Origin of the sequence: Niveispirillum sp., from assembly GCF_017996735.1 — a bacterium.
Taxonomy (GTDB): domain Bacteria; phylum Pseudomonadota; class Alphaproteobacteria; order Azospirillales; family Azospirillaceae; genus Niveispirillum.
In genome coordinates this window covers 16,644-42,176 of record NZ_JAGOGJ010000014.1, presented here as the reverse complement: position 1 = coordinate 42,176, position 25,533 = coordinate 16,644, and the positions used below count along the sequence as shown (strand labels likewise).

The following is a 25,533-nucleotide window of genomic DNA, read 5'->3' as shown; positions in this document are numbered from 1 at the left end:
CTTCGGGGCCGGCATGGCGCCGGGGACGGGGGACAGGCTCCCCCGGGCCTTCATACAATCATTCAGGCACGGTGGGCAGCCTCTTCCGTGCAGCCAGAAGTATGGTGACCTCCTGCGCCCGTTTTTCGTCCATGGCGGCGAAAACCGGAGCGACCTTGGCTTCCTTCATCCGGCTGATCACGTTCAGCAGCACAATATTATCCAGATTGTTGAAAATTTTAGCAGCGTCGGCGGGCTTCATCGTCTCGTAAATCTTCACAAGACTGTCCAACTGGGCCTGCTGTTCGGCATTCGCCTGGGTCAGCAGCCCCTGGATTTCCTTCTTCAGATTCTGCAACTCGGTAATTTTCTGGTCGAATCGCGTCTCTGCCGCCGTCAGCATCGCCTCGCGCTGATCAAGCTCGCGCGCGCGGCTGTCCAATTGCTCCCGCCGTTCCTGCAGGCGCTGAAGAAGCTCCACCTCGGTCGGGGTGAAGCCCTGGCCGGGCGTGCCGGACGGTGCCGGGCTGGACGCATCGGCGGGGGGGGCGCCATGCTCGGCGGCCGGGGCCGGAGCATGCTCACCACCGGCAGCGGGCGGGTGTTGCGGCGTGGCCGGCTGCTGTTCCGACGCCGCCTCTGCCACCTGTATCGGCGCGGGTATGGATGCCAGACCCGTCGAAGCCGGGGCGCCGGGCACGGCGACGGCCGCCGCCGGCTTCACATCGGGAAGTCCCTGCGGCACCGTTTCCTCCGCCACAGAGGCGGGGATGAGCGACAGACCCTTGCCGGTGGTCACGGTCAGCCAGATGTCGCCGACCTTGAAGCCCAGAACCAGCGTCGCCACAAAGATGGTGGCCGGCAGCAGGCCGGGCCGTATCAGGGCGCGGCGCGGCTTGGCTGCCTTGACCGGGGCCTTGCGCGCAGCCGGACGTGTACCGGGCTTGGCCGCCGGTCTGGCCGCCGGCTTGGCCCCTGCTGCGGGTTTGGCCGCCGGCTTCGCGGCGGGCGGGCTGGGCGTGTCGGTCATTGCCGCAGATTCTCCAGCGCCTGCAACAGTTCCTTCTCAGCCCTGGACCGCGGCTCTGCCCCGGCCGGGGTCGGCGCGCCCTGGGTCGGCTGGGGCTGTGCCGCTGCCGGACGAGGTGCCGGCGCGGCAGGCGCAGCCTGGGGGCGACTGGCCATGGGCGACGGCGCCATCGACGACGCGGGCGGTGCCGCGTTCATCACAGCGGCCCGCGCCTTGCCGGAAGCGGCCTCCAGACGGTTGGCCAGCCCGTCAGCCGCCTGCACGATCAACTCCATCTCCTCTTTCAAGGTCTGGGCGCGGTTGATCAGGGCGGAGAGGTTTTCACCGGATTCCTGCGCCGTCTTGCGCATGCCCTTCACGGAACTGTCGGCCTGGGCCGTGGCTTCGGCGAAGCCCCTGACCAGTTCCTCCAGTTCCGCGCGGCTTTCCTTCACGGCCGACAATTGCCGGTTCAGACGCAGGGCATAGATGATCGTGGCCACCAGAAGGCCGACGATGGCCACGTCCAGCAACAGGGACAGGATGGAGGCGATCATGGCTGCGTCTCCGGTTTGGGGGCTTCCTTGTCGATACGGACCGCGATGTTACCACCCTTGCGGCCCATCCGGCCCAGGAACATGGGCACATCACCGCAGCGCAGTTCGATCGTTTCGTCGGGGGCCACGTTCAGCAGCACGCGGCTACCGACGCGCCAGGCCATCACTTCGCTCAAGGGCAGGACAATCTCGTCCAGCACGGCCGACAGATGCACGTCGGTCTGCCACAGTTCCGATGCCAGGTGGGTTTCCCAGATACTGTCGCGACCGAACTTTTCACCCATGAACATCTGCAACAGCAGCTCGCGCACGGGTTCCAGGGTGGCATAGGGGATCAGCAGTTCCAGGCGCCCGCCGCGATCTTCCATGTCGATACGCAGCTTCACCAGAACGGCGGCATTGGCCTGCCGGGCGATGGTGGCGAAACGCGGATTGGTTTCCAGACGGTCGAAGCGGAAGGTCACGGGCGACAGCGGGTCAAACGCGGCCGACAGGTCCGACAGGACTACATGCACCATGCGTTCGACCAGATTGCGTTCGATGGTCGTATAGGGGCGGCCTTCGATACGCATGGCCGCCGTGCCGCGTCGCCCGCCCAGCAACACGTCCACGATGGAATAGATCAGGGCCGAATCGATGACCATCAGGCCGTAATTGTCCCATTCCTCAGCCTTGAAAACGGCCAGCATGGCGGGCAGCGGGATGGAGTTCAGGTAATCGCCGAAACGCACAGAGCTGATCTGGTCCAGCGAGACTTCGACGTTGTCGGACGTAAAATTGCGCAGGCTCGTCGACATCATGCGCACGAGGCGGTCGAACACCACCTCCAGCATGGGCAGGCGTTCGTAATTGACCAGCGCGGAATTCACCAGCGCCATGACGCCGGTATTGTCGCCGTCGCCGGCGCCATCCTTGTCAAAGCCCAGCAGACTGTCGATTTCGTCCTGGTTCAGGACGCGCGTGGCCCCACCGCCGCCGCCCATGTCGCCAAAGGCGTCGCCAGCCCCTTCGTCCGCCATGGCGGCCCATTCGGCCGCCATACGTTCTTCTTCACTCAGCTCCTCGGGCCCGGCCATCACGCTTCCCCTTGCATCATTGCTGGACCAGGAATTCCTTGATCAACACGTCCTTCACCTTGATCGGGGCGACCGCCGTGTTCACCCGAAGCTGCAGCTCCTCCCGCAACCTGTACATGCCCGCCGATCCGCGCAGATCATCCACCTTCAATTCGCGCAGATAAACCTGGAACGCATCGGTGATGCGCGGCATGGCAAGTTCGACGGTGGCCTTTTCCTCCGGCCGGTTCAGTTCCACCGAAATACCCAATTTCAACAGCGTTGCCCGACGCTCGCCCGTGTTCAGGTTGACCAGCATGTCGGGGATGTCGGCATAGACCGGCGGCCCCTTGTAGGGCGGCAGGTCCGGTTCCTTGTGCTCCTCCTCCACATGCTCACCTTCACCCTCGTGCTTCTTGCCCAGAAGGCCGTCAAGCGCGCCGGTGAAGAAAGCCGCAGCGGCACCCGCCACGATCAGCACAACGGGCAGCACGATGAACAGGACGATTTTCTTGCCGCTCAGCTTCTTGCGCGGCAATTCGGCATCGGTTGACCCGCCGCCATCGGTCTCCATCGACGTCACCCTGTCCCACCCCAGAACCGACCCGCGCATACAAAGAGCCCCCATGGGCAGACCCAGGGGATTCCAGCATCGCTGTCGAACCGGAATGATACCAAGCCGATTCAGCGCTTTCCATGGATTTGCGGGGTCACAGGAAGGAATTCCGTATAATTCGACGCAAAGCCGTGCTTTTGCCCGGCAGACAGAGAAGCAAGGCAGCCCGCCGGGCGCTGCTCATCCCTGTCTTTTTCTGTCCGCTCCTGGTCCTGAGCGTGCCTTTCGGATATGATAACGGCCTTCTATCGTGGCGGTCACCGCAACCGGAACCGGAGCATGAAATGTCCGTCCATGATACCGCCCTGCTGGTCATCGATGTCCAGGAAAGTTTCCGTCAGCGTCCCTATTGGCGGGAGGACGAGGCGGAACCCTTCTTTGCCCGCATCCAGCGCCTGATCGACGGGGCGCGGCGGGTGGGCCTGCCCATCGCCCAGATTTTCCATGTCGATCCGGAGGGGCCGTTTTCCAAGGCTTCGGGTCATGTGAAGCCCCTGTCACCGGTCCGGGTCACTCCCGACGCGATTTTCGAGAAGACGCGGCACAGCGCCCTGGTCGGCAGCGGCCTGGATGTCTGGCTGGTGGCGCGGGGCATTCGCCGCATCATCATCTGCGGCATCCGCACCGAACAATGTTGTGAGACGACGACGCGGCATGCCAGTGACCTGGGATATGAGGTCGATTATGTGACGGAGGCCACGCTGACCTTTGCCATGACCGATGCCGCCGGCCGGATCTGGTCCGCCGAGGAGATCAGGGCGCGGACCGAACTGGTCCTGGCCGGTCGTTTCGCCACCATCGCCAGCGTGGAACAGGCCCTGGCGCGGGCCGTGGATGGCAAACCGGACCGGGAGGCGGCCTGATGCCCCCGGGTGACGGTCGGGTGCGGGAAACGGTCCCGGTCTATGTTGTGCTGCCCCCGCGCGCCATGCTGCTGGACGTGGCGGGGCCGACGGAGGTGCTGCGCCGGGCCGGGGTCGAACAGGACAGGCTGGGTTTCGACATGCACTTCGTGGGACCGGTCCCGGAACTGGCCAGTTCGGTGGGCCTGATCCTGTCCCATATCGCCCCCCTGCCCGACCGGTTGCCGCCGGATGCCATCATCATGCTGTCCGGCAATATCGATCCGCTGCCGGGGCAGGATGTGCGGGCCGACAATGTGCAGGAACAGGTGATCGTCGACTGGCTGCGCCGGACGGTGCGGCCCCAACATCTGCTGCTCTGCATCTGCTCCGGATCGGTCATCGCGGCCCGGGCCGGGCTGATGCAGGGTCGGGCCTGCACAACGCATCACAGCTCCTATGACGAGTTGCGGCAGGCCGCCCCCGGATGCCGGGTCATGGAGAACCGGCTGTTTGTGGAGGATGGCAATTGCTGGAGCAGTGCCGGCATCACCGCGGGCATCGATCTGGCCCTGCATTTTGTGTCACGGCGCTGCGGTCCCGGTGTGGCGGCAGCGGTGGCCCGCTATCTCGTCGTCTATATGCGCCGCACCGGTGACGATCCGCAGCTTTCCCCCTGGCTGGAAGGGCGCAACCATCTGCATCCGGCCATCCACCGGGTCCAGGATGCCATCGCCAATGACCCGGCGCGCGACTGGTCGTTGGCCACCCTGGCCAACATCGCCTATACCAGCCCCCGCCACCTGTCCCGCCTGTTCCGTGAACATGCCGGCATGACGGTGCCGGATTATGTCAATCGCCTGCGCGTCGGCCTGGCCCGCCGCATGATCGAGAATTCCCGCCTGGATATGGAGGCCGTGGCGGAGCGCGCAGGCTTTGGATCGACGCGGCAGTTACGCCGCGCCTGGGGCCGCCTGCACGATGCCCCGCCCAGTGCGGCACGGCGGGCCGGGTAAGGGGTTGCCATGGGACCATGTCGCACTTCACCATGGCGGCAACCCGCAACAGGACGCCACCATCATGACGCATCTGGGAAATTCCGCCGGCAGCCGTGACATCGCCTACCACCTTCACCCCTATACGAACCTGAAGGCACACGAAACCGTTGGGCCGTTGGTGATCGCCTCCGGCAAGGGCGTGACGGTGACGGACGAGGCGGGCAAAGAGTATATCGAAGGGGTCGCCGGCCTCTGGTGTACCAGCCTGGGTTTCGATGAGCCGAGGCTGGTCGATGCCGCCATCCGTCAGATGCGGACCCTGCCCTTCTACCATGCCTTCGCCCATAAATCGCACGAACCGGCCATCGATCTGGCTGAACGGCTGATCGCCCTGGCGCCCGTGCCGATGAGCAAGGTGTTCTTCGCCTGCTCGGGATCGGAGGCGAACGACACGGCGGTGAAGCTGGTCTGGTATTATAACAACGCCCTGGGCCGCCCGCAGAAGAAGAAGATCATTGCGCGGCAGAAGGCCTATCACGGCGTCACCGTCGCGGCCGCCAGCCTGACGGGCCTGCCCAATTGCCACCGGGATTTCGACCTGCCCATCCAGGGCATCCTGCATACCGATTGCCCCCACCATTACCGGTTCGCCCAGGACGGGGAGAGCGAGGTGGATTTCGCCACCCGTCTGGCCGACAATCTGGAAGCGTTGATCCTGCGCGAGGGGCCGGACACGGTGGCCGCCTTCTTCGCCGAGCCGGTGATGGGGGCCGGCGGCGTCATCCTGCCGCCCGCCACCTATTTCGAGAGGATCCAGGCCGTCCTGAAAAAGTACGACGTGCTGCTGGTCGCGGACGAGGTGATCTGCGGCTATGGCCGCACCGGCAATATGTGGGGCAGCCAGACCTATGGCATGAAGCCGGATATCCTGACCTCGGCCAAGGCGCTGACGTCCGCCTATCTGCCGCTGTCGGCCGTGCTGGTGTCGGACGCCATCTATCAGGCCTGCGTCGCCGAAAGCGCCAAGATCGGCACCTTCGGTCATGGCTACACCTATTCCGGCCACCCGGTGAGCTGTGCCGTCGCCCTGGAAACCCTGAAGATTTACGAAGAGCGGGATATTATCGGCCATGTCCGCGCCCTGGCGCCGCACCTGCAACAGGGGCTGCGCGCCTTCCGCGACCATCCGCTGGTGGGGGAGGTGCGGGGCATCGGCCTGATCGGCGGGGTTGAACTGGTCGCCGACAAGGCGACCAGACGACCCTTCGACCCCGCCCTGGGCGTCGGCGCCAAACTGGTTTCGTTCAGTCACCAGCATGGCGCCATCCTGCGCCCCATCGGCGACAGCATCGGCTTCTCCCCGCCCCTGATCATCAACGCCGAAGAGATCGAGACGCTGCTGTTCCGGTTCGAAAAGTCGCTGGCCGACACGGCGGACTGGCTGACGCGCGAGGGAGTACGCCTCGGTTAAGCAACCGTCCGGTTGCCGCTTGGATGGAAAAGCCCCCAGGTTGGGGTGCCTTTCCATCCAGACCTGACGAACTCTAAACGGCCAGCGCCTCCACCAGCGGCAGGCTGCGCAGACGCTTGCCCGTCGCGGCGGACAGGGCGTTGGCGACCGCCGGGAAGGTGGGGGGAAGCCCTGGTTCGCCGACACCGCCCAGCGCCTCGCCGGAATTGATGAAATGCACATCGATGACGGGCGGCGCCTCCGAATGGCGCATCAGGCGGTAGGTATCGAAATTGCGCTGTTCGGCGCGGCCATCCTTCACCGTCACCGCCTCGTACAGGCCGGCCGACAGGGCCATGACCACCCCGCCCTCCATCTGGCTCCTTGCCCCATCGGGCAGGACCACGTCGCCGCAATCCAGCACGGTCGTCACCCGGTGGATACGCGGCTGGCCGTCGATGACCGATGCCTCCACCACATGGGCCGAGAGAGAGCCGAAGCTGGCGAAAAAGCCGATGCCATGGGCATGGCCCTTGGGCAGCGTCTTGCCCCAGCCCGCCTTTTCCGCCACCAGATCGATGACGGCCAGCGCCCGCTTGTTGCCGGCCAGCAGTTGGCGGCGGAAGGCGACCGGGTCCTTGCCGGCCGCCGCCGCCAGTTCATCGATGAAACATTCCAGGAAAAAGGCATTGTGCGTTGCGCCCACGGCCCGCCAGGGGGATGTGGTGACCCGCACATGGCGGCGTGCCCAGTCCAGCTTGAAGTTGGGCAGGGCATAGGGAAGGGTCGACAGATCCTGGACCGACGACGTGTCCAGTTCCGTCTCCTTCAGCCCGCCGGGCGTGAATTCCGACCGCATGGAGGGGCCGGAAATGCGGATGGCCATGCCGGTCACCGCCCCCTTGGCATCCAGCGACGCGGTCAGGCGTGCCATCTGGGCCGGGCGGTAATAGCCACGGTCGAATTCATCCTCCCGCCGCCAGAAGAATTTCACCGGCGTGCCGGCCATGTCCTTGGCCACCTGCGCCGCGCCGGGGATGCCGTCATCCATCAGGCGCCGGCCAAAACCGCCGCCCAGCAGCAGGGTATTGACCGTCACCGCCTCGGCATCAATGCCGATGGTGGTGGCGGCGGTCCGGCGGGAGCGATCCTGCACCTGGGTCGGCGCCCAGAGTTCCAGCCTGCCATCCTTGAACAGGCCGGTGCAACTCCACACCTCCATCGGCGCGTGACAGATATAGGGCACGCCGTAATCAGCCGTCACCGTCTTCGCGGCGGATTTGAAGGCCGCATCGATATCGCCGCGCGCCGTGGCCGGTATCGCCTGTTCCGCACCCAGCCCTTCCACCATGGCGGCGGCCAGGGCAGTGCTGCTGATCGTGTCCTGCGGTGACGGGGCCATGGACACGGCGACGGCATCGGCCCCCTTCATGGCGGCCCAGACAGTGTCGGCCACGACCGCCACGCCGCCCTGGATCTTCACCACCTTGCGCACGCCCTTCACCTTCAACGCGGCGGCCGCATCAAAGGTGGAGATATCGCCATGAAAAACGGGGTTCAGGCGGGCGCAGGCATAGAGCATGCCGGGCAGGCGAAAATCCATGCTGTAAACGGTTTCGCCCCGTACCTTGGCCGGGATGTCCAGGCGCGGCACACCCTTGCCGACATAGCGGCGGGTGGCGGGATCGCGCAGCGGCGGATTGTCGGGCGGCGTCAGCTTCGCGGCCTCATCCGCCACCTCCCCGATGCCCAGGCTGCGCTTGGACGCGGCATGGGTCAGGCGGCCATTGTCCAGGGTCACGCCGGCGGGATCGACCTGCCAGCGGTTGGCGGCCGCCTGGATCAGCAGGGCACGAGCCTGCGCCGCCCCCTTGCGCAGATGATCGTTCCAGCGGCGCACGCCCATCGACCCGCCCGACCCCATATTACCGCCAAAACGGTAGGCATCGGCCGGAATGGCGGTTTCGACCGAGACATCGGCGAAATTCACGCCGATCTCATCGGCGATGATGGCGGCATGGGCCGTGTGCGTGCCCTGCCCCATCTCCGTCGTGGGCGAAACGATGACGATCTTGCCGTCGGGCTTCACCACCACATGGGCGGTGACCATGCCCGTGCGGGCATTGGCGCCGGCGGCGTCACGCCCCAGGCCGGGCAGGGCCGGCGGCGCACCCTGGGCCAGGATCGGCAGCGGCAGGGCGACGGCAACGGTCAGCCCGCCCAGACCGGACAGGATGGCGCGGCGCGACAGGTCGGTGATGTCGGTCTGGGTCAGGTGGTTATCCATGGATCAATCCTCCCCTTCCCGTTCAGGACGCGACGCCGGCGGCGCGCTTGATGGCGGCCTTGATGCGCGGATAGGTGCCGCAACGGCAGAGATTGCCATCCATGGCGGCATCGATATCAGCATCCGTCGGCTTGGGCGTGTCTTTCAACAGGGCGGCGGCCGACATTATCTGCCCGGACTGGCAATAGCCGCATTGCGGCACCTGCATCTCCTCCCACGCCTTCTGCAACGGGTGGGAACCGCCCAGCGCCTCGATCGTCGTGACCTTGGACCCGGCCACCGATTCCAGCGGGATGGAGCAGGAGCGCGTGGCGACACCATCCACATGCACGGTACAGGCCCCGCACTGGGCCACGCCGCAGCCATATTTGGTGCCGGTGAGCCCCACCAGATCACGGATGGCCCAGAGCAAGGGCATATCCGGATCGGCATCCAGACGATGCATCTTGCCATTGATGGTCAGTTCGATCATCGCGTTCACCTTCTGCCAAGCGGATTATTTTGAAATCAGAATAGGGATAACACCGGTGTCAGGGGCCGGGGATTTTGTTTCAGAACGGTAAATGGCGTGTCAAACCATGTCGCCAAGTCCCGGCGGCCGCCATTTCACGGCGGGATTTCACATTTGACGACGATATATTCATATGAATATTACGACACAGACCGTTTACCGTAATCCGCTCGCCTTGATGCGGCAAAGACTGTACGTTTCCGGACAGTTCCGTTCCTGCCCTGGTGAATCATGGCCGACCAGCCGCGCGTCCTGATCGTCGATGATGACGAGGATATCCTTGTCGCCGCCCGCCTGATGCTGAAACGCGAGGGCATTCTCTGCCACACGGAACCACGGCCCGACCGCATTCCGCAGCTTTTGAAGGATGGCGTGTTCGACGCCGTGCTGCTGGACATGAATTTTGCCATCGGCGCCAATACGGGGCGCGAGGGTTTTCAGTGGCTGAAACGTATCGTGGAGATCGACCCCACCCTGTCGGTGGTGCTGATCACCGCCTATGGCGATGTCGGCACGGCGGTGGAGGCGATGAAGCAGGGGGCAGCCGATTTCGTGCTGAAGCCCTGGCAGAATGAACGGCTGCTGGCCACCCTGTCATCGGCCCTGAAACTGACCGCGTCGAAGCGCGAGGCGCAGCAATCGGCGGCAACGACAAAGGAACTGGCCAGCGTCGCCCTGGATGGCACGCCCAACACCATCATCGGGTCGGCCCCCGCCATGGCCCGCATCTTCGCCCTGCTGGACCGCGCCGCACCGACGGAAGCCAATGTCCTGATCCTGGGTGAGAACGGCACGGGCAAAGAGGTGATCGCCCGCGAAATCCACCGCCGGTCGAAGCGGCGCGATCAGGTTTTCGTGTCGGTCGATCTCGGCTCCGTCTCCGAAAGCCTGTTCGAAAGCGAACTGTTCGGCCACAAGAAGGGCGCCTTTACGGATGCCAAGGAAGACCGGGTCGGCCGTCTGGTCGCGGCCAATGGCGGCACCCTGTTCCTGGACGAAATCGGCAACCTGCCCCTGTACCTGCAATCCAAGCTGCTGTCGGTCCTGGAACAACGGGTGGTGATCCCCGTGGGCGGGACCAAGCCCATGCCCATCGATGTCCGTCTGGTCAGCGCCACCAACATGCCGCCCGAACAACTGGGCCGTGAGGACGTGTTCCGGCAGGATCTTCTGTACCGTATCAATACGGTGGAACTGCACCTGCCGCCGCTGCGCGACCGGGCGGACGACATTCCGGCCCTGATCGACCATTTCGTCGCCATCTATGCCCGCAAATACAATATGCCGGTGAAGAAGGTGGCGCCCGCCGCCCTGCCCCGGCTGATGGCCTGGCGCTGGCCCGGCAATGTGCGGGCCCTGCGCCATGCGGTCGAACGGGCCATGATCCTGTCGGGCGGGGCCATGCTGGAGGCGGAGGATTTCTCCCTGCCCTCCACGGCGGGACAGGCGCCGGCCCCCACCGCGGCACAGGCGGCCAGCGCCGCACCGGCCGGCACACTGGTCCTGGATACGCTGGACCTGGAGGCGGTGGAGCGCGAGGCGATCCGCAAGGCCCTGTCCAAGCACCAGGGCAATATCAGCCACGCGGCCCAGGATCTAGGCATCACCCGTGCCTCTCTCTATCGCCGGATGGAAAAGCATGGGCTATAGGCGGTTCGAGCTGAATGTCACGCTGCGGGTGGCGCTGCTGGCGCTGTCCTCCATGCTGCTGGGCATCATGCTGGTGGAAACCACCTATCGCGCCACCAGTTTCCTGGTTGCCCTGGCGATCCTGGCACAGGTGGGCAGTCTGCTGCGGGCCGTCACCCGAACCAACCGGGAGGTGGCGCGGTTCCTGGGTGCCATTGCGCATTCTGATTTCAGCCAGACCTTCCGCCAGATGGACCAGGGGTCGGCCTTTGACGAACTGGGCGCCGCCATCACCCAGGTGATGGACAAGTTCCGCGCCAGCCGCGCCAGTTCGGAAAAGCAGGCCGATTACCTGAATGCCATGCTGAACCATGTGCCGGTCGCCCTGGCCGCCGTGTATGAGGATGGGCGCGTCGAACTGCTGAACAATTTCGCCCACCGGCTGCTGGGGCCGGAGGAACTGAGCCGGCGGACCACGGACGGGCAACTGATCGCCGATGCGCTGCGCGGGCTGGCACCGGGCACGCGCAGCCTGATCCGCGTGGCGTCGGGCAGTTCGGTGGGGCCGCAGCAACTGACCGTGACCGCGACCCGCCTGATCCTGGGTGGCGAATCCCGCCTGCTTCTGTCTTTGCAGAATATCGCTGGCGACCTGGAAGCCACGGAGGTCCGCGCCTGGCAGGATCTGGTGCGCGTCCTGACGCATGAGATGATGAATTCCCTGACCCCCATCGCGTCACTGACCCGCACGGCACAGGGCGTTCTGTCCGACATGCGGGAAAAGGTGGCGGGACAGCCGCATCTGGTGGAGGAGATGCAGGATGCGGAAATGGCCATCGATACGGTTGCCCGCCGCTCCAACAGCCTGCTGCGCTTTGTCGAGCGCTATCGCCAGTTCACCTCGGTGCCCAAGCCGCAATTGTCGCGCATCAAGATGAAGGAGATCACCGAACGGCTGCAGCGCCTGATGGCGCCCGCCGCCGACAGCCATGGCGTATCCATGGAGGTGCTGGTGCTGCCGCCGCAGCTTGAACTGCTGGCCGATGGCGACATGGTGGAACAGGTGCTGATCAACCTGCTGAAGAATGCCGTGGAGGCCATGCGCGACATGGAACCGCGCGCGGGCGGGCACCGTATCCGGCTGACCGCCCATCTGGACGAAGGCGGGCACGTCGTCATCAATGTCGGCGACAATGGACCGGGCATCCCGTCCGACGTGGCGGAAAAGATCTTCATCCCCTTCTACACCACCAAGCGTGACGGGTCGGGTGTGGGCCTGTCACTGGCCCGACAGGTGATGCTGGCCCATGGCGGCAGCATCAATCTGAGCCCCAATCCGGACGGGGGATCGGTGTTCACGCTACGGTTCTGAGGGGGCGAGCGCCGATCAGGTGAGGCACGTCGGCCCACGACCTGCCCCAGGGCGGGGTGACGTCGGTGCGCGTGATCACAGGCTTCGCCCAATCGCTTTTGGATATGACGGTGCCCCGTGCCCCCGCCCCGGTTCCATGCTACGCTGTCGATACGACCTTTAACGGGTATCATCATGGAACTGACCGCCCTGCTGATCTTCGCCGGCATTTACGCCGTGGCTGTCGCCTCCCCCGGTCCCGGCGTGGCGGCCGTGGTGGCGCGTGCGATGGGGACGGGCACGCGCCGGACCCTGCCCTTCATCGCCGGCATCGTGATCGGTGACCTCACCTGGTTCGCGCTGGTTGTGGGTGGTCTGGCGGTTCTGGCACAGAGCTTCCAGATCGTCTTCACCATCATCAAATATGCCGGCGCCGCCTATCTGCTGTACATGGCCTGGAAACTGTGGCGTGCCCCGGCGCGGGGTATCACCGAACAGCCGCAGATCAAGGGCGAGGGGTTCAAGCTGGTCATGGGCGGGCTGGGCCTGACGCTGGGCAACCCGAAGACCATGGTGTTTTTTCTGGCCATCCTGCCGCAGGTCATCGCGCTGCGCGCCATGACGCCGCTGGCCATCGCCGAACTGTGCGCGGTCATGGTGGTCGTGCTGGGCGGCATCATGACGGGTTATGCCATGCTGGCCGATGGCGCCCGCCGTTTCATCGCCACGCCGGAACGCATGCGCACCGTCAACCGCGCCACGGGTGGGGTGATGGCGGGCGTGGCCGTGGCGGTGGCCGCGCGGTAAGGACGATGTGCCGGGCCTTTCCCTTGCCCGGCACAGGTAGTTATTGTATCAATTCCGATTACGTAAACGTTACTTCGCGCGATACGAGGAAAGCACCATGAATATCGACCAGATCGAAGCCCAGATGAAGGCCCGCGCCCTGAATTTTGTCGGGCTGGGCGCCCTGGTGAAGTTCGACCTGGGCGGCGGTGATGCGCTGTTCATCGATGGCCGTGCGACCCCGCCCACCGTGGGGCGTCAGGGTGCCGCACCCGACACGACGCTGACCATCTCTGGCGAGAATCTGGTGAAGCTGGCCGAAGGCAAGCTGGCCCCCACCCTGGCCTTCATGACGGGCAAGCTGAAGGTCAGCGGCAATATGGGCATCGCCATGAAGCTGGCGAACATGCTGGAAGATTGATCCCGGCCTGCACGACCGGGACGCACTGAAAAACGAAAGGCCCCGAAGCAGTCACCGCTTCGGGGCCTTTGACATTCAGGCCAGCACGCTTTCGGCGGTGACCACCGGGCCCAGATGGGCGATACCGGGATAGGTCAACTGGCCCTTGGCGACGTTCAGGCCGTGGCGCAGATGCACATCATCCTTCAGCGCCTGCACCCAGCCCTTGTCGGCCAGCGCCAGCACGAACGGGGCCGTGGCGTTGTTCAGGGCGAAGGTGGAGGTGCGGGCGACGGCACCCGGCATGTTGGCGACGCAATAATGGATCACGCCGTCAACCACATAGGTCGGGTCGGCATGGGTGGTGGCGTAGCTGGTCTCAAAGCAGCCGCCCTGGTCGATGGCGACGTCGACCAGAACTGCACCCTTCTTCATGCGGCTGACCAGCTGACGGCTGACCACCTTGGGGGCCTCGGCACCCGGCACCAGAACGGCACCGATCACCAAATCGGCCTCCAGAACGGCCTGCTCGATCGTCTCGACATTGGCATAGACGGTGTTCAGGCGACGGCCGAACTGCTGATCAAGCTGACGCAGCCGGTCCAGCGACTTGTCCAGCACGGTGACATGGGCTTCCAGACCCATGGCCATGCGGGCGGCATTGGTGCCGACCACGCCACCGCCGATGATGGCGACCTTAGCCGGGGGCGTACCGGGCACGCCGCCCAGCAGGATGCCGATACCGCCATAGGACTTTTCCAGGCAGTGGGCGCCGGCCTGGATGGACATGCGCCCGGCCACTTCCGACATCGGCGCCAGCAGGGGCAGGCCGCCATTGCGGTCGGTCACGGTTTCATAGGCGATGCAGATGGCGCCGCTTTCCTGCAAAAGCTTGGTCTGCTCCGGATCGGGTGCCAGGTGCAGATAGGTGAACAGGAGCTGGCCGGGGCGCAGCATCTTGCATTCGACGGGCTGCGGCTCCTTCACCTTCACCACCATGTCGGCGCGGGCGAAGATTTCTGCGGCGGTTTCGACGATGGTGGCGCCGGCGGCGACATACAGGTCATCGGTCAGGCCGATGGCGGTGCCGGCGTCCTTCTGGACGATCACCTGATGGCCGTGGACCACCAGTTGGCGCACATTGCCGGGGATCAGGCCGACGCGGTACTCGTGATTCTTGATCTCTTTCGGAACGCCGATGAGCATGATTTTTCTCCCTGTTCGGATGTGGGGAGAGAATACGCCCGAACCCCGCCGAATGTCCTTGCAAAGACCGGGTTCGGCATGGCCCTATTTCGACGTTTCATGCATGAAATTCGGCATAAGCGGTGGAAAATGCGACCAGCCGACCTTGACGCCATTGATCGTAAGATTCTGATAAAGGTGCAGGCCGATGGCCGCATCTCCGTCGCCGATCTTGCCGACCATGTCGGCCTGTCCCCATCCGCCTGTCACCGCCGCCTGAAACGGCTGGAGGATGAGGGCGTGATCGAAGGCTATGTTGCGCTGGTCAGTCCCGCCGCCCTGGGCCGTGGCACCTCGGTCTTCGTGCAGATCACGCTGGACCGGCAGCAGGATCAGGACCTGCGCGCGTTCGAGGCCAAGGTGATGGAATGCCCAGAGGTGATGGAATGCTATCTGATGGCGGGCGATGCCGATTTCATGCTGCGCGTGGTCGTTGCCGATGGCAGCGATTATGAACGCCTGCACACCCAGACCCTGACCCGCCTGCCCGGCGTGGCGCGCGTCCGGTCCAGCTTCACCCTGCGCACGGTGGCCAAACGCACCACCGTGCCCATGCGGTAAGGGGTTTTAAATGACTACAATCCGCGTCGGCTGCGGCGCCTTCATCATCGATGACCAGGGCCGTTTGCTGCTGGTCAAGCGCCGCCGCAACCCCGAGGCCGACCATTGGGGCCTGCCGGGCGGCAAGGTCGATTTTCTGGAAGCCGTGCCCGATACGATCCGCCGCGAAATCGCGGAGGAATTGGGCGTCGTCATCGAACTGACGGGCCTGCTCTGCGTTGTCGATCAGATCGACACGGCCGGCCCCAGCCACTGGGTCAACCCCGTCCACCGCGCCCGCATCCTGTCGGGTGAACCGCGGGTGATGGAACCGGATGCCATGGCCGACTGGGGCTGGTTCAGCCTGGATGCCTTGCCGCAGCCGCTGACCTTGTCCACAAGGGTCGCGGTGGCGGCTTGCGGCTGACCCGGAAAGCGCTTGCGGTAAAGGCATCAGGGCCTGTCCGATTCACATCGGACAGGCCCTTTTCCTGCACTTGCCCTATACTGTCGGCTTGAAAGAGTGACCGACAGTCAGATATTTCCGACCGTCGGTCTTATCAGAACTTGGCTTCCAGGGTCACGCCCACCTGCCGGCCACGCGGCAGCGAGACCTGATAGCCACGCGGGCTGCCCGTGACACCGAAATCGACATAGCGGATGACGCCAAGCGGATCCATGTTGTCGAACAGGTTCTTCACGAACAGGGTCGCCCGATAGTCGCCATAGGTCACGCCCGCGCGGGCGTCCAACTGGTCGCGGCTGCCGGTGGAGGCGAAATTACCGACCTGATCATACTTCTTCGACCGGTAGGTATAGACGATGTTCATAAAGCCATCGACCTCGTCCGTCAGCGCCGTGTCGAAATCCGACATCACCGAGAACTGATATTTCGGTGTATTCGGCGCGGTCTTGCCCTTGATCGAGCTGTTGCCCGTCAGACGACCGACCTCAGCATCCGTCCCGCTGGTATATTCCGGGTCATTCAGCGAAATGCCGGTCGACAGCTTCCACCACTCGGTCAGGGCGGCCTGCGCCTCGACCTCGATGCCCTTCACCTCCAACGAACCCGCATTGGCGATATAGGAGATGGAACCGGTGGAGAAGACGGCCGACTGGGTAAGCTGCTGGTCCTTCCAGTCGATATAATAGGCGGCGACATTCAGGCGCAGACGGCGATTGAGCAGGTCGGTCTTCAGGCCCAGTTCGTAATTCCAGGCCGATTCCTCATCATAATAGACCTGGGAACCGGTCAGCCGGACGTCGGAATTGAAGCCACCCGGCTTGTTGCCGCGCGCGGCCACACCATAGGCCATAACATCGTCGGTGAATTTATAGTCCAGCGTGAAGCGGGGGTTCCAGCTTTTGAAGGTCTTGGACAGGTTGTAACGGTTGTCACCGCCCTCCAGGCCCAGCTTGTCCACCGCGTAGCGCAGTTCGGCACCGGCCGACAGCGCCTCGGTCAGGTCGAAATTCACCAGCGCGAAGCCCGCATAGTTGCGGATCGTGTTGGTGCCATTGTCCTGAAGGCGCTTGGTGGGAAACATGTACCGCTCGGTCGCCCGATCCTCGTCATACATGTAGGCGCCAGCCAGCCAGCGGAAACCGTCGGCCCCGTCGTTGGAGACACGGAATTCCTGCGAGAAGCTTTCGATATAGACGCCGTCGCGCACATGCAGCGTGCCGCCGGCGCCGGTGATCGGCAGGAAGTCCAGGTCGGCCTTGCGGTCCTCGTCGGAATCCGTGTAGCCGGTGATGGAGGTGAGCTGGATGTCGCCGGCATAATAATTGATGATGGCCGCCGCACGCGACGTCTCACGCGTCAGCCCGCCGCCTTCCACCGCGCCCAGGTTCATGCTGATCTGGTCGGGCGTGGCATGCACCGTGCCGCAATAATACTGGAAGGCCGTGCCGGCGGCATTGCGGAAGCAATTATTGCTGGATGCCCGCTGCAACACTGTGGCATCCACGCCATCCTCGTTCTTGCCGTAGGAATAGCGCAGCGTGATGTCCAGATTGTCATTCGGCGTGAACAGCAACGCACCGGAGACCGCCTTGGTCTCCTCGTCCCCGATCTTCTTGCGGTAATAGGCGTCGGTAGGGTTGTTGTTCCGGTATTCGCCGCCATAGGTGTAGTAGTTGCCGGCCAACTGGAAGGCCAGCTTGTCTTCCACCAACGGCCCGCTGATCATGGCCAACGCGTTATATTCGTCATGCTGTGCGGCAGTCAGCTTCACCTGGCCTTCCATCACGTCGGACGGCTTGCGCGAGGTGTAGGAGATGGCGCCGGAGAAGGTTTGGCGGCCATAGAGCGCCGATTGCGGCCCCTTGATCACCTCGACCTGATCGACGAACGCCATTTCTGTGCCGAACAGGCTGTCGGGAATGAAGACACCGTCCAGGAAGGACGCCGCGTTCGGCGTGCCCAGGATGGACGACTGGCCACGGATGGCCGGGCGGTCCAGGCGGCGCCCGAAATCCTGATCATAGGACAGGCCGGGCACCAGATTGGAGAGTTGGCCGATATCCTTTGCACCGATGCGGTCCAGCGTGGCGCGGCTCATTGCCGTCACCGAAACCGGCACATCCTGCTGGCGCTCCGTGAGCTTGCGGGCGGTGACGATGATCTCTTCAAGCTGTAGCGGCGCATCGGCCGTCTGGGCCAGCGCCGTCACAGGCGCCAGCAACCCTGCCAGCGGGGCGCAGCAAATCAACCGCGCCAGGACATTCCTACTCATCTTTGCCTCCTGTCTGCTCGCCATCACCGGGAAGGACCGTTGGATCGATCCGTCCGTGTTGTATTTTTTTTAATACAATATGGAGGCAGAATGGTTTCGGCGGCAGGGGTTGTCAACTGCTTTGTCGCCCCAAGAATGGAAAAATGACCTATTGATGGATCATTAGGCGCGCGCCACAATCCATAGGCTCATGCGCCGGCGTACCGGCGCAGAATGGATAGGATTTCGTTAAATTCCGCGCAAGTTCCACAACCGCCCACGGCTTCAACGCAAAAGCTTGTGGGGTCCGCCCGTCTCCGGGTTCAACGCCCGCCGCCCCGCCCAGGCCAGGGCCAGGTTGGACGACACAATCAACTTGTTTCCTGATGCAGACGAATTGACCAGTTGCCGCAGCGACGGGAGGCTGGCCATGCCCGTCCCCATCAACAAGACCATATCGGCGGGAATGGCCGCCGCCCGCGCCAGGGCCGCCGATACCGCCTCCCCGCGTAAGGTGTAGATCGCATGGTAACCGGGCTTTGGGTTTCGCACCTCCACCACATCGGCCAGATCGAAGCCCACATCCTGCCAATAGGCGACGGCCTTTTCCCGCAGCTCTGGCGGATAGGGGTTGACCAGGACGACACGCCGCACGCCGGCCTCTGCCGCTGCGGTCCGGATCGCCTGCGCCGCCGTCAGCAGGCGGACACCGCGCGCCTTCTGCCGGGCAACCAGCGCGTCCTCCGACGCCGGCCCCAGCAGGTAGGAGGAGCCGGTGCAGGCAAACAGGACTGCATCCAGGGCGATGCCGCCGAAACTGTCCAGGGTCGCGTCCAGTGTCTCGGCATAGATCTCCAGACGGCGCAACAGCGACGGGTCGCTACTGTGCATGCGGGCGGTCAGCATGGTGATGTCAGGAGCCAGCAGACGCTGCATCTCCGGTTCCACCGTCGGATTGCCGGACGGCGTCAGCACGCCCAGGATACCGCCGCCGCCATATTCAAGATCCTGCTGCCGCCGATCAGACATTGCCGGCCGCGTCCTTGCGCACCATCCCGGACAGCACACGCGCCATCAACCCATCTGTCGCCGCCTGCCGGTCCGCAACCGCGGCCGGGGCCAGCGGTGCGGATTTCAGGCTCTCCACCGGAACGCCACGCAGCGCCGCCAATTCGCGTTCCAGCCTGTCGACCCGGTCATTGGTGACCGACAGTTCCAGTAGCAAGGCCATGGCGATGCGCAATACCGCCTCGGTCTCGGCATTGTCCAGGCTGGGTGGGCGGGCGCCCCGGACAAGGCCGGCCAGTTCCACGATGGCGTCTGCCTGTTTCATCTGCGTTCACTCCGTCGGCTGACCCTTTGCGGTGCCGCGCCTGATGGTCCGGTAATCCGGCACCCGGTTGCGGACAGCAATGTTGGAAAGGCCTGGATTGTTGGAGAACAGGTCTATCTGATCGACCAGGAAGGCGGCGGGCGCGGCCACCTGATAATCATGCGCAAGGGCCTGCATGGCGGCCAGACGCTCACCATCATCCATGATCTGCCCGACATGACCCAGACGGTCCGCCATGGCGCGATCACAGAAGAAGGGCTTGGGCCGACGGCAGGAGAACACCTCCATGGGCCGCAGCGCGTCATTGTAGGGGGAACTGTTCCAGGACGCGCCAAAGGCGTCGACGGTCCAGCTATTGGTCAGGAACTTCTTCAGATATTGCGGGAAGGTGATGATCTGCAACGTCACCCCCACCCCCACGGCCCGCCAATATTGCGCCACCGCCTGATAGATCAGGGTGTCGGCCGGCACACTGTCGATCACCACTTCCGCGGTCAGGGTGAAGCCATCGGCATAGCCGGCTTCGCGCAGCAGCGCGCGGGCCCTGGCCGGATCATAGGGATAGGGCGCCAGGGACGGATCATAACCGAAGCTGAAGGCCGGGGCCGGCTGTCCCGCCGGCCCGGCCAGACCTTCCAGCAGGACATCGGCCAGGGCCTGCTTGTCGATGGCATAGTTCAACGCCTGCCGCACACGGACATCGCGCAGCGGCGCCGTCGGTGCCGTGCCCTCCACCCGGAAGGCGATCGACATGACCTGCATGGAGGAGGTGATATGGATCGGAAAGCCGTTGCGGCGCAGCCGTTCCAGCTCGTCGATCTCCACACCCGCGATATCCACGTCGCCCGACAGCAGCGCCTGCGCCCGCACGGCAGCATTGGGCAGTTCCATGAAGGTCAGGCCCGTCACGTCACTGGGGCGCCAGCGATAGGGGTTGGCTACAGCCCGCGCCTGACGACGCCGCTGGTCCCATCCGGTCAGCAGGAAGCTGCCGGTCCCCACGGGCGCCAGGGCAAAACCGTCCGGTCCCAATTGCCGCCAAAGGTCCGGTTCCACCATCATGACGGCGGCCATCCGCTTGGGCAGGATCGGGTCCGGCTCCGCCGTTTCGATCTCCACCATGGTCGGACCGGCGGCCCGCACGACCTTCACCCCGCGCAATTCATTGCCGATGACGGTGCGGCGCCCTTCCGGGGAGATCAGCCATTCCATGATGGCAACGACGGCGCCACTGTCGAACACGCGGCCATTGGCAAAGCGTACATCGTCGCGCAGGCTGAAGCGCCAGAGCGTGGGGCCGGCCGGTTCCCACCCTGTGGCCAGCGCCGGGCGCAACTGCCCGTCAGCGTCCAGTTCCGTCAGCGCATCGAAGATGGCCGACCAGACCAGCGACCCCGGCCTTCCATTGCCCCGGAACGGGTTGCCCAGGCTGGCCGGCAAGGAATTGACCGCCATGCGCAATTCAAAGGGTGCGGCTTCGTCCGCCCTGGCGGGCGGCGACGCCAGACCCGCCACGATCATGGCCAGAAGCAGAAGGGTCCGCAGGGATCGCAGCATCCTCATCCCCGCTGCCCGTAAGCGACGTACCAGGCGCCCGGCCCGCGCAGCTTGGGGATACGTTCATCGCGCACCGTTTGCGGCGCGAAGCCGGCGGCGACCAGATCACCGGTCACATCCGCCGTGGTATAGGTGACCCAGAACGGCTCGTTGTTGAATTCGACGTCCCAGGATTTCTCCACCTGCTGCGGAACATCCAGGTCCTGGAAACGGTAGGGCACGTCCTGATGAAGGGCGACCCCGCCCGCCGCCAGTAGGCGGTGGCTTTCCCGCATCATGGCGCGGCGCACGTCATTGTCGATCTCATGCATCACATTGTGCGAGACCACGAGATCGAAATGCCCATCGGGGAAGCCCAGATGGGCGGTGTCCATCTGGTGGAAGAACACCCGCGCGCCCAGCGCCAGGGCCCGCGCATGGGCATAGCGCAGCATGCCCGCACCGATATCCACGGCATGCACCTCGGCTTCCGGAAAGTGCAGCGCATATTCACAGGCGGCGGCACCGGCCGAACAGCCGATATCCAGGATGCGCGCCGGCTTTAAGTCTGGGAACCGTTCGGCCAGGAAACGGATCACGGCCCCCGCCTTGCTGTCGCCCGCGCCGATCCCCTGCCCTACCGAATAGACACGGCCACCCATCTCGTACAGCGCACCGGCCAGGACGTCATCGTCGGCCCGATCCAGGGTATAGCCGCCCGGCTGCAGGTGGATGTCGATATCAGCCACAAGGCCCAGGCCCGACAGGCCCGGATTCAGCGACAGGCCGCCACCGACCTGCGGCAGCTTTTCGGCCACCAGCCGGCGGTAATGGGCGCTCAGCACCTCCGCGTTGCGCTGGATCGGCTCCCCGGCCGCCTGCCAGAGCAGTTCCTGCGCCGACCGGTTCATGGCGCTCCAGGTGCGGTAACTGGGGCTGAGCCGGAAGGCGGCGGCCACTTCCTCGTGCGATTGCGGGGCGCGGCCATGGGCAGCGACATAGGCGGGCTGCGCCTCGGTCTCGTAATGCTCGATATTGCGCGCACGGACCTGGCTGTTCAGGAAGCGGCGCAGGGCGACGATGCCTTGCTGCCGGCTGATATCCTCGGCCGTCATCTCGGGCAGCATTTCATGCGGTGCGGTGATCATGGTCCCTCTCCTGCATTCGCAGCGCCGTTGCGGCCGCGATGCGCGGCCAGTAGGCGGCCCAGATAATCCTCGTCCATCCTTCCCGGCCGGGTCAGTGCCGCCAGCAATTCGGGGTCGGCCAGCGCGCCCTTGGGATCAAGCGACGCCGCCAGCAACAGGTTGGTGTAAGGGTGGGTCGGCCGTTGCATCAACGTGGCCACCGGCCCCGCCTCCGCGATGCGACCACCCCGGATGACACAGACATGATCGGCCAGTTGCCGCACCATGCCCATGTCGTGGGAAATGAACAGGATGGCAAGGCCCAGCCGGTCGCGCAGTTCCGTGAACAGGGCCGCCACCGCCGCCTGGGTAGAGACATCCAGCGCCGACAGCGCCTCGTCCGCGATCAGCACGCGCGGTTCCATCGCCAGGGCGCGGGCAATGGCCACACGCTGCTTCTGCCCGCCCGACAGGCCAGCGGGACGGCGGTCCAGCAGGGACAGGTCCAGATGCACCAGCGCCATCAACGCCGCGATCCGCGCGGTGCGCGCCGCCCGGTCACCGAAGCCGATCACCTCCAGCGGTTCCGACAGGATGGTGCGGATGGAATGGCGGGGGTTCAGGCTGGCATCCGGGTCCTGAAACACCATCTGGATCGATCGCCGTGCCTTGCGCCGCGCATCGCCCCTCAGGGTTGCCAGGTCCTGCCCGTCCAGCCGGATGCGGCCGGCACTGACCGGCGCGATGCCGGCCACGGCGCGGGCCAGGGTAGACTTGCCCGAACCGGACTCCCCCACCACCGCCAGGATCTCACCGGCCGCAAGCGACAGGTGGCAATCCTCCAGCGCCTGTTTGGCCTTGTTTCCGGTGCCATAACGCACAGCCAGACCATCGATTGTCAGCAGGGAGACCGTCATGATGCCTCTCCCCCCAAACGGGCATGGCGCAGCAGGTCGCGTGTATAATCATGCTGCGGATGGGCCAGCAACGCCGCTGCCAGGCCGGTTTCGACCAGCCGCCCCCGATGCATCACGGCGATCCGGTCACAGATGGCCGCCGCAACGGAGAAATCATGGGTGATCAGGATGCTGGCCCGGTCCGCCGTCTGCTGTTTCAGCAGCGCCAGGATCTGCAACTGGATGGTGGGGTCCAGCGCGGTCGTCGGCTCGTCCGCGATCAGCAGGTCCGGACCGTTGGCCAGAGCCAGGGCGATCATGGCGCGTTGCCGCTGACCGCCCGACAATTGATGGGGATAGGCATCGACGCTGCGGGCCGGCAGGCGCATGCGCGACAGCATCTCCACCGCCAGCGCGCGGGCCGCCTTGCGATCCAGCCCCTGATGCCGGCGGATGGATTCGATCAGGATCGACCCGATGCTGCGCACCGGATTGAAGGAGGAGAGCGGGTCCTGGAAGACGAAGCCGATTCGTCCGCCGCGCAGGCCCCGCATCGCCCCCTCGTCCAGATCATCGATACGTTGTCCGCCCAGATGCACCGACCCGCCGGAAACGCGGATACTGTCGGGCAACAGGCGGGCCACGGCGAAGGCCGACAGGGACTTGCCCGAACCGGACTCGCCCACGATGCCCAGCACCTCTCCGACCGCGACGGTCAGCGACAGGTCCTCCACCAGCCGGCGGGCGGGCACGCCCGGCGCCACGGCATCGATGCACAGGTCACGGATTTCCAGGATCGGGGATTGGGGGGTGGAACCGGTCATGCCGTGGCTTCCCGAAGCTTCTGGCCGAACAGATGCGCACTGACCACCAGCAGGATGATGGCGCCGGCCGGGGCCAGCAGCATCCAGGGTGCGACCAGCATATAGGCCCGGCTTTCATTCAGCATGCCGCCCCAGCTTGGCGCACCCAGCGGCGCACCGATACCCAGGAAGGACAAGGCGCTCTCCGCGATGATCATGTCGGCGAAATGGAAGACGACCAGCACCGACAGGCTGGGCACCAGACCCGGCAGCACATGGCGCAGCAGCAGGCGGGCCGTGCCCATCTGCATCATTTCCGCCGCCAGCACATATTCGCGCTTCAGCAGGCTGCGCCCCTCGGCATAGGCGACGCGGGCGAAGACCGGCCAGGTCGCCAGACCCAGGGTCAGCACCACCGACCAGAAGCCGTTGCTGCCAACAATGGCGATGACGCTGACCGCCAGAACGAAGACGGGGAAGGACTGGGTGAAGCTGGTCAATTGCCGCATGAACGCCCCCAGCAGTGACGTGCTGCGCGCCGCCAGCAGGCCCAGGGCCGTGCCGATGCAGAACGCGATCGCGGTCGCCGCCAGGGCCGTGCCCAGCGAACGGTACAGACCGGCCAGCAGCCGCGCCGCCACGTCGCGGCCCAACTGATCCGCCCCCAGCCAATGGCCGTCGGTGAAGGGGGCCGCAAAGCGCCGGGACAGATTGATCAGGCCCGGATCGAAGGCCACCAGATAGGGCCCCGCCAGCAATGCCAGCAGGCAAAGGCCCAGCACGATAAGGAACAGCAGCGACTTGCCGGAGGTGAGGATACGCTCAGCCATGTCCACCCCCTGCGGCACCCGGCCCGCGCAGTCGCGGGTCCAGCCGGACCTGCACGGCCTCCGTGGCCGCATTGGTCAGGAAAACGGCGATGACGATGATGAAGACGATGGCCTGCACCACGGGGAAATCCAGGTTGAGGGTCGAGCGCACCAGCAACCAGCCGATGCCCGGCCAGGCAAAGATGGTTTCGATGACCACCAGGCCCGTCACCATGAAGGCGAATTCCGCCCCCACCACCGCCGCAGCCCCCAGCAGCGCGTTGGGCATGACATGCCGCCAGAGGATCGTGCGCGGACCGGCACCGATGGCAACGGCAGTCCGTACATAATGGGAGCGATAGGCCGCCGTTGCGTTCGCCTCGATCACCCGGATCAGCTTGGGCGCCAGGAAGGACGCCACGGAGATCACGGGCAGCACCCAGCTTGCCGGACCGGCATAGCCCACGGCCGGCAGCCATTCCAGGCCGACCGCAAAGACATTGACCAGCAGCAGGGCCAGCACGAATCCCGGAAAGCCCTGCATGACCGACAATATCCCATGCGCCACCCGGCGCGCGGCACCACCCTGCGCCTGCCCCAGCCAAGCCCCCACCGGAATGGAGACGGCAAGGTTCAGCCCCATGGCCATGACCGCCAGATAAAGGCTGGCCGGAAAGGTCTCCAGCACCTTGGCCAGGGCCGGCGTGCCATCCACCAGGGAGGCGCCGAAATCCAGCCGCAGCAGATGCAGGGCGAAGATCAGGTACTGTTCGAACAGGCCGCGATCGAAGCCATAGGCATGCCGCACCGCGTCAAGCTGCGCCGGTGTGGCGTCCGGACCCGCCAGCATGATGGCGGGATCACCGGCCAGCCGCACCAGAAAGAACAGCACCGTCATCGTGGCGACCAGCAGGAACGCAAAGTCGCGCACCCAGGTCAAAAGCCGCACCATGCGCACTCTCCCGCGGCAAAGGATCAATGCCGCAACGGAATGGTATCATGTCACAATGAATACATTAGAAGACAATATAGGCACAAGCGCTTTTTGGCTGAAAAG

25 protein-coding genes are annotated in these 25,533 nt (G+C 64.9%); 9 read left to right on the top strand and 16 right to left on the bottom strand.

All coding sequences use genetic code 11. The features are described 5' to 3' along the window. Window positions 1-58 precede the first annotated feature (58 nt). Genes KBA48_RS07230 through KBA48_RS07215 form a run of 4 tightly spaced genes read right to left on the bottom strand, consistent with a single transcriptional unit; the run spans window position 59 to window position 3,213 of the window. The gene (locus KBA48_RS07230; RefSeq protein WP_292904693.1) at window positions 59-1,009 is read right to left on the bottom strand and encodes a hypothetical protein; all 951 of its coding nucleotides are present in this window, start codon (window positions 1,007-1,009) and stop codon (window positions 59-61) included. After that, a complete protein-coding gene (locus KBA48_RS07225; RefSeq protein ID WP_292904691.1) occupies window positions 1,006-1,545 on the bottom strand; it encodes a DUF6468 domain-containing protein in 540 nt (179 codons plus the stop codon). Before KBA48_RS07225 ends, KBA48_RS07230 begins: the two co-directional genes overlap by 4 nt. Continuing rightward, entirely contained in the window at window positions 1,542-2,621 is a 1,080-nt protein-coding gene (fliM, locus tag KBA48_RS07220) for a flagellar motor switch protein FliM (RefSeq protein WP_292904689.1), read from the bottom strand. The genes KBA48_RS07225 and fliM overlap by 4 nt, the downstream gene beginning before the upstream one ends. 16 nt (window positions 2,622-2,637) lie before the next feature. Beyond that, window positions 2,638-3,213: a flagellar basal body-associated FliL family protein gene (locus KBA48_RS07215; protein ID WP_292904687.1), complete on the bottom strand. Its 576-nt coding sequence runs from the start codon at window positions 3,211-3,213 to the stop codon at window positions 2,638-2,640. A 287-nt stretch (window positions 3,214-3,500) separates the two neighbouring features. Here KBA48_RS07215 and KBA48_RS07210 point away from each other — a divergent pair, with 287 nt between their 5' ends. The 3 genes from KBA48_RS07210 to KBA48_RS07200 all read left to right on the top strand — a co-directional run bounded on the left by KBA48_RS07210 (window position 3,501) and on the right by KBA48_RS07200 (window position 6,527). Further along, window positions 3,501-4,079, top strand: a complete 579-nt coding sequence (locus tag KBA48_RS07210) for an isochorismatase family protein (RefSeq protein WP_292904685.1) — start codon at window positions 3,501-3,503, stop codon at window positions 4,077-4,079. Then, window positions 4,079-5,074: a GlxA family transcriptional regulator gene (locus KBA48_RS07205; protein WP_292904683.1), complete on the top strand. Its 996-nt coding sequence runs from the start codon at window positions 4,079-4,081 to the stop codon at window positions 5,072-5,074. Before KBA48_RS07210 ends, KBA48_RS07205 begins: the two co-directional genes overlap by 1 nt. A 64-nt stretch (window positions 5,075-5,138) precedes the next feature. Next, complete coding sequence (locus KBA48_RS07200) at window positions 5,139-6,527, top strand: aspartate aminotransferase family protein (protein ID WP_292904681.1); 1,389 nt, start codon at window positions 5,139-5,141, stop codon at window positions 6,525-6,527. A 73-nt stretch (window positions 6,528-6,600) separates the two neighbouring features. On the opposite strand, the gene KBA48_RS07195 is transcribed toward KBA48_RS07200, so the two are convergent. Next, window positions 6,601-8,793 carry a molybdopterin cofactor-binding domain-containing protein gene (locus tag KBA48_RS07195; protein ID WP_292904679.1) on the bottom strand — a complete coding sequence of 731 codons (2,193 nt, stop codon included), beginning with the start codon at window positions 8,791-8,793 and terminating at the stop codon, window positions 6,601-6,603. A gap of 22 nt (window positions 8,794-8,815) precedes the next feature. Continuing rightward, complete coding sequence (locus KBA48_RS07190) at window positions 8,816-9,265, bottom strand: (2Fe-2S)-binding protein (protein ID WP_292904677.1); 450 nt, start codon at window positions 9,263-9,265, stop codon at window positions 8,816-8,818. A gap of 270 nt (window positions 9,266-9,535) precedes the next feature. Between KBA48_RS07190 and KBA48_RS07185 the strand changes: the two genes are divergently transcribed. The 4 genes from KBA48_RS07185 to KBA48_RS07170 all read left to right on the top strand — a co-directional run bounded on the left by KBA48_RS07185 (window position 9,536) and on the right by KBA48_RS07170 (window position 13,491). Beyond that, entirely contained in the window at window positions 9,536-10,954 is a 1,419-nt protein-coding gene (locus tag KBA48_RS07185) for a sigma-54 dependent transcriptional regulator (protein ID WP_292904675.1), read from the top strand. Next, complete coding sequence (locus tag KBA48_RS07180; protein WP_292904673.1) at window positions 10,944-12,305, top strand: ATP-binding protein; 1,362 nt, start codon at window positions 10,944-10,946, stop codon at window positions 12,303-12,305. Before KBA48_RS07185 ends, KBA48_RS07180 begins: the two co-directional genes overlap by 11 nt. A 174-nt stretch (window positions 12,306-12,479) precedes the next feature. Continuing rightward, window positions 12,480-13,091 carry a LysE family translocator gene (locus KBA48_RS07175; RefSeq protein ID WP_292904671.1) on the top strand — a complete coding sequence of 204 codons (612 nt, stop codon included), beginning with the start codon at window positions 12,480-12,482 and terminating at the stop codon, window positions 13,089-13,091. Between the two features lie 97 nt (window positions 13,092-13,188). After that, window positions 13,189-13,491 carry an SCP2 sterol-binding domain-containing protein gene (locus KBA48_RS07170; RefSeq protein WP_292904669.1) on the top strand — a complete coding sequence of 101 codons (303 nt, stop codon included), beginning with the start codon at window positions 13,189-13,191 and terminating at the stop codon, window positions 13,489-13,491. Window positions 13,492-13,566: 75 nt separating this feature from the next. Here KBA48_RS07170 and ald read toward each other — a convergent pair whose 3' ends face one another. Continuing rightward, entirely contained in the window at window positions 13,567-14,676 is a 1,110-nt protein-coding gene (ald, locus tag KBA48_RS07165; protein WP_292904667.1) for an alanine dehydrogenase, read from the bottom strand. A 129-nt stretch (window positions 14,677-14,805) separates the two neighbouring features. Here ald and KBA48_RS07160 point away from each other — a divergent pair, with 129 nt between their 5' ends. Together KBA48_RS07160 and KBA48_RS07155 are read left to right on the top strand one after the other, a co-directional pair. Further along, the gene (locus KBA48_RS07160) at window positions 14,806-15,276 is read left to right on the top strand and encodes an Lrp/AsnC family transcriptional regulator (protein ID WP_292904665.1); all 471 of its coding nucleotides are present in this window, start codon (window positions 14,806-14,808) and stop codon (window positions 15,274-15,276) included. Between the two features lie 10 nt (window positions 15,277-15,286). Then, window positions 15,287-15,682, top strand: coding sequence for an NUDIX domain-containing protein (locus KBA48_RS07155; protein ID WP_292904663.1), 396 nt, complete (start codon window positions 15,287-15,289; stop codon window positions 15,680-15,682). 133 nt (window positions 15,683-15,815) lie between these two features. Here KBA48_RS07155 and KBA48_RS07150 read toward each other — a convergent pair whose 3' ends face one another. From KBA48_RS07150 to KBA48_RS07110, 9 genes are all read right to left on the bottom strand, one after another. Further along, window positions 15,816-17,993 carry a TonB-dependent receptor gene (locus tag KBA48_RS07150; RefSeq protein WP_292904661.1) on the bottom strand — a complete coding sequence of 726 codons (2,178 nt, stop codon included), beginning with the start codon at window positions 17,991-17,993 and terminating at the stop codon, window positions 15,816-15,818. A gap of 264 nt (window positions 17,994-18,257) precedes the next feature. Continuing rightward, window positions 18,258-19,001 carry a hypothetical protein gene (locus KBA48_RS07145; RefSeq protein WP_292904659.1) on the bottom strand — a complete coding sequence of 248 codons (744 nt, stop codon included), beginning with the start codon at window positions 18,999-19,001 and terminating at the stop codon, window positions 18,258-18,260. Next, the gene (locus KBA48_RS07140; protein ID WP_292904657.1) at window positions 18,994-19,305 is read right to left on the bottom strand and encodes a hypothetical protein; all 312 of its coding nucleotides are present in this window, start codon (window positions 19,303-19,305) and stop codon (window positions 18,994-18,996) included. The genes KBA48_RS07145 and KBA48_RS07140 overlap by 8 nt, the downstream gene beginning before the upstream one ends. A 6-nt stretch (window positions 19,306-19,311) precedes the next feature. Next, complete coding sequence (locus KBA48_RS07135) at window positions 19,312-20,862, bottom strand: ABC transporter substrate-binding protein (RefSeq protein ID WP_292904655.1); 1,551 nt, start codon at window positions 20,860-20,862, stop codon at window positions 19,312-19,314. Between the two features lie 2 nt (window positions 20,863-20,864). Beyond that, on the bottom strand, window positions 20,865-21,989 hold the full coding sequence (locus KBA48_RS07130; RefSeq protein ID WP_292904653.1) for a class I SAM-dependent methyltransferase: 1,125 nt from the start codon (window positions 21,987-21,989) through the stop codon (window positions 20,865-20,867). Beyond that, window positions 21,986-22,885 carry an ABC transporter ATP-binding protein gene (locus KBA48_RS07125; RefSeq protein WP_292904651.1) on the bottom strand — a complete coding sequence of 300 codons (900 nt, stop codon included), beginning with the start codon at window positions 22,883-22,885 and terminating at the stop codon, window positions 21,986-21,988. The genes KBA48_RS07130 and KBA48_RS07125 overlap by 4 nt, the downstream gene beginning before the upstream one ends. After that, window positions 22,882-23,688 (bottom strand): ABC transporter ATP-binding protein, encoded by an 807-nt coding sequence (locus KBA48_RS07120; protein ID WP_292904649.1) that lies wholly within the window; start codon window positions 23,686-23,688, stop codon window positions 22,882-22,884. The genes KBA48_RS07125 and KBA48_RS07120 overlap by 4 nt, the downstream gene beginning before the upstream one ends. Continuing rightward, complete coding sequence (locus KBA48_RS07115; RefSeq protein ID WP_292904647.1) at window positions 23,685-24,497, bottom strand: ABC transporter permease; 813 nt, start codon at window positions 24,495-24,497, stop codon at window positions 23,685-23,687. Before KBA48_RS07115 ends, KBA48_RS07120 begins: the two co-directional genes overlap by 4 nt. Continuing rightward, window positions 24,490-25,428 carry an ABC transporter permease gene (locus KBA48_RS07110; protein ID WP_292904645.1) on the bottom strand — a complete coding sequence of 313 codons (939 nt, stop codon included), beginning with the start codon at window positions 25,426-25,428 and terminating at the stop codon, window positions 24,490-24,492. The genes KBA48_RS07115 and KBA48_RS07110 overlap by 8 nt, the downstream gene beginning before the upstream one ends. Window positions 25,429-25,533 lie beyond the last annotated feature (105 nt).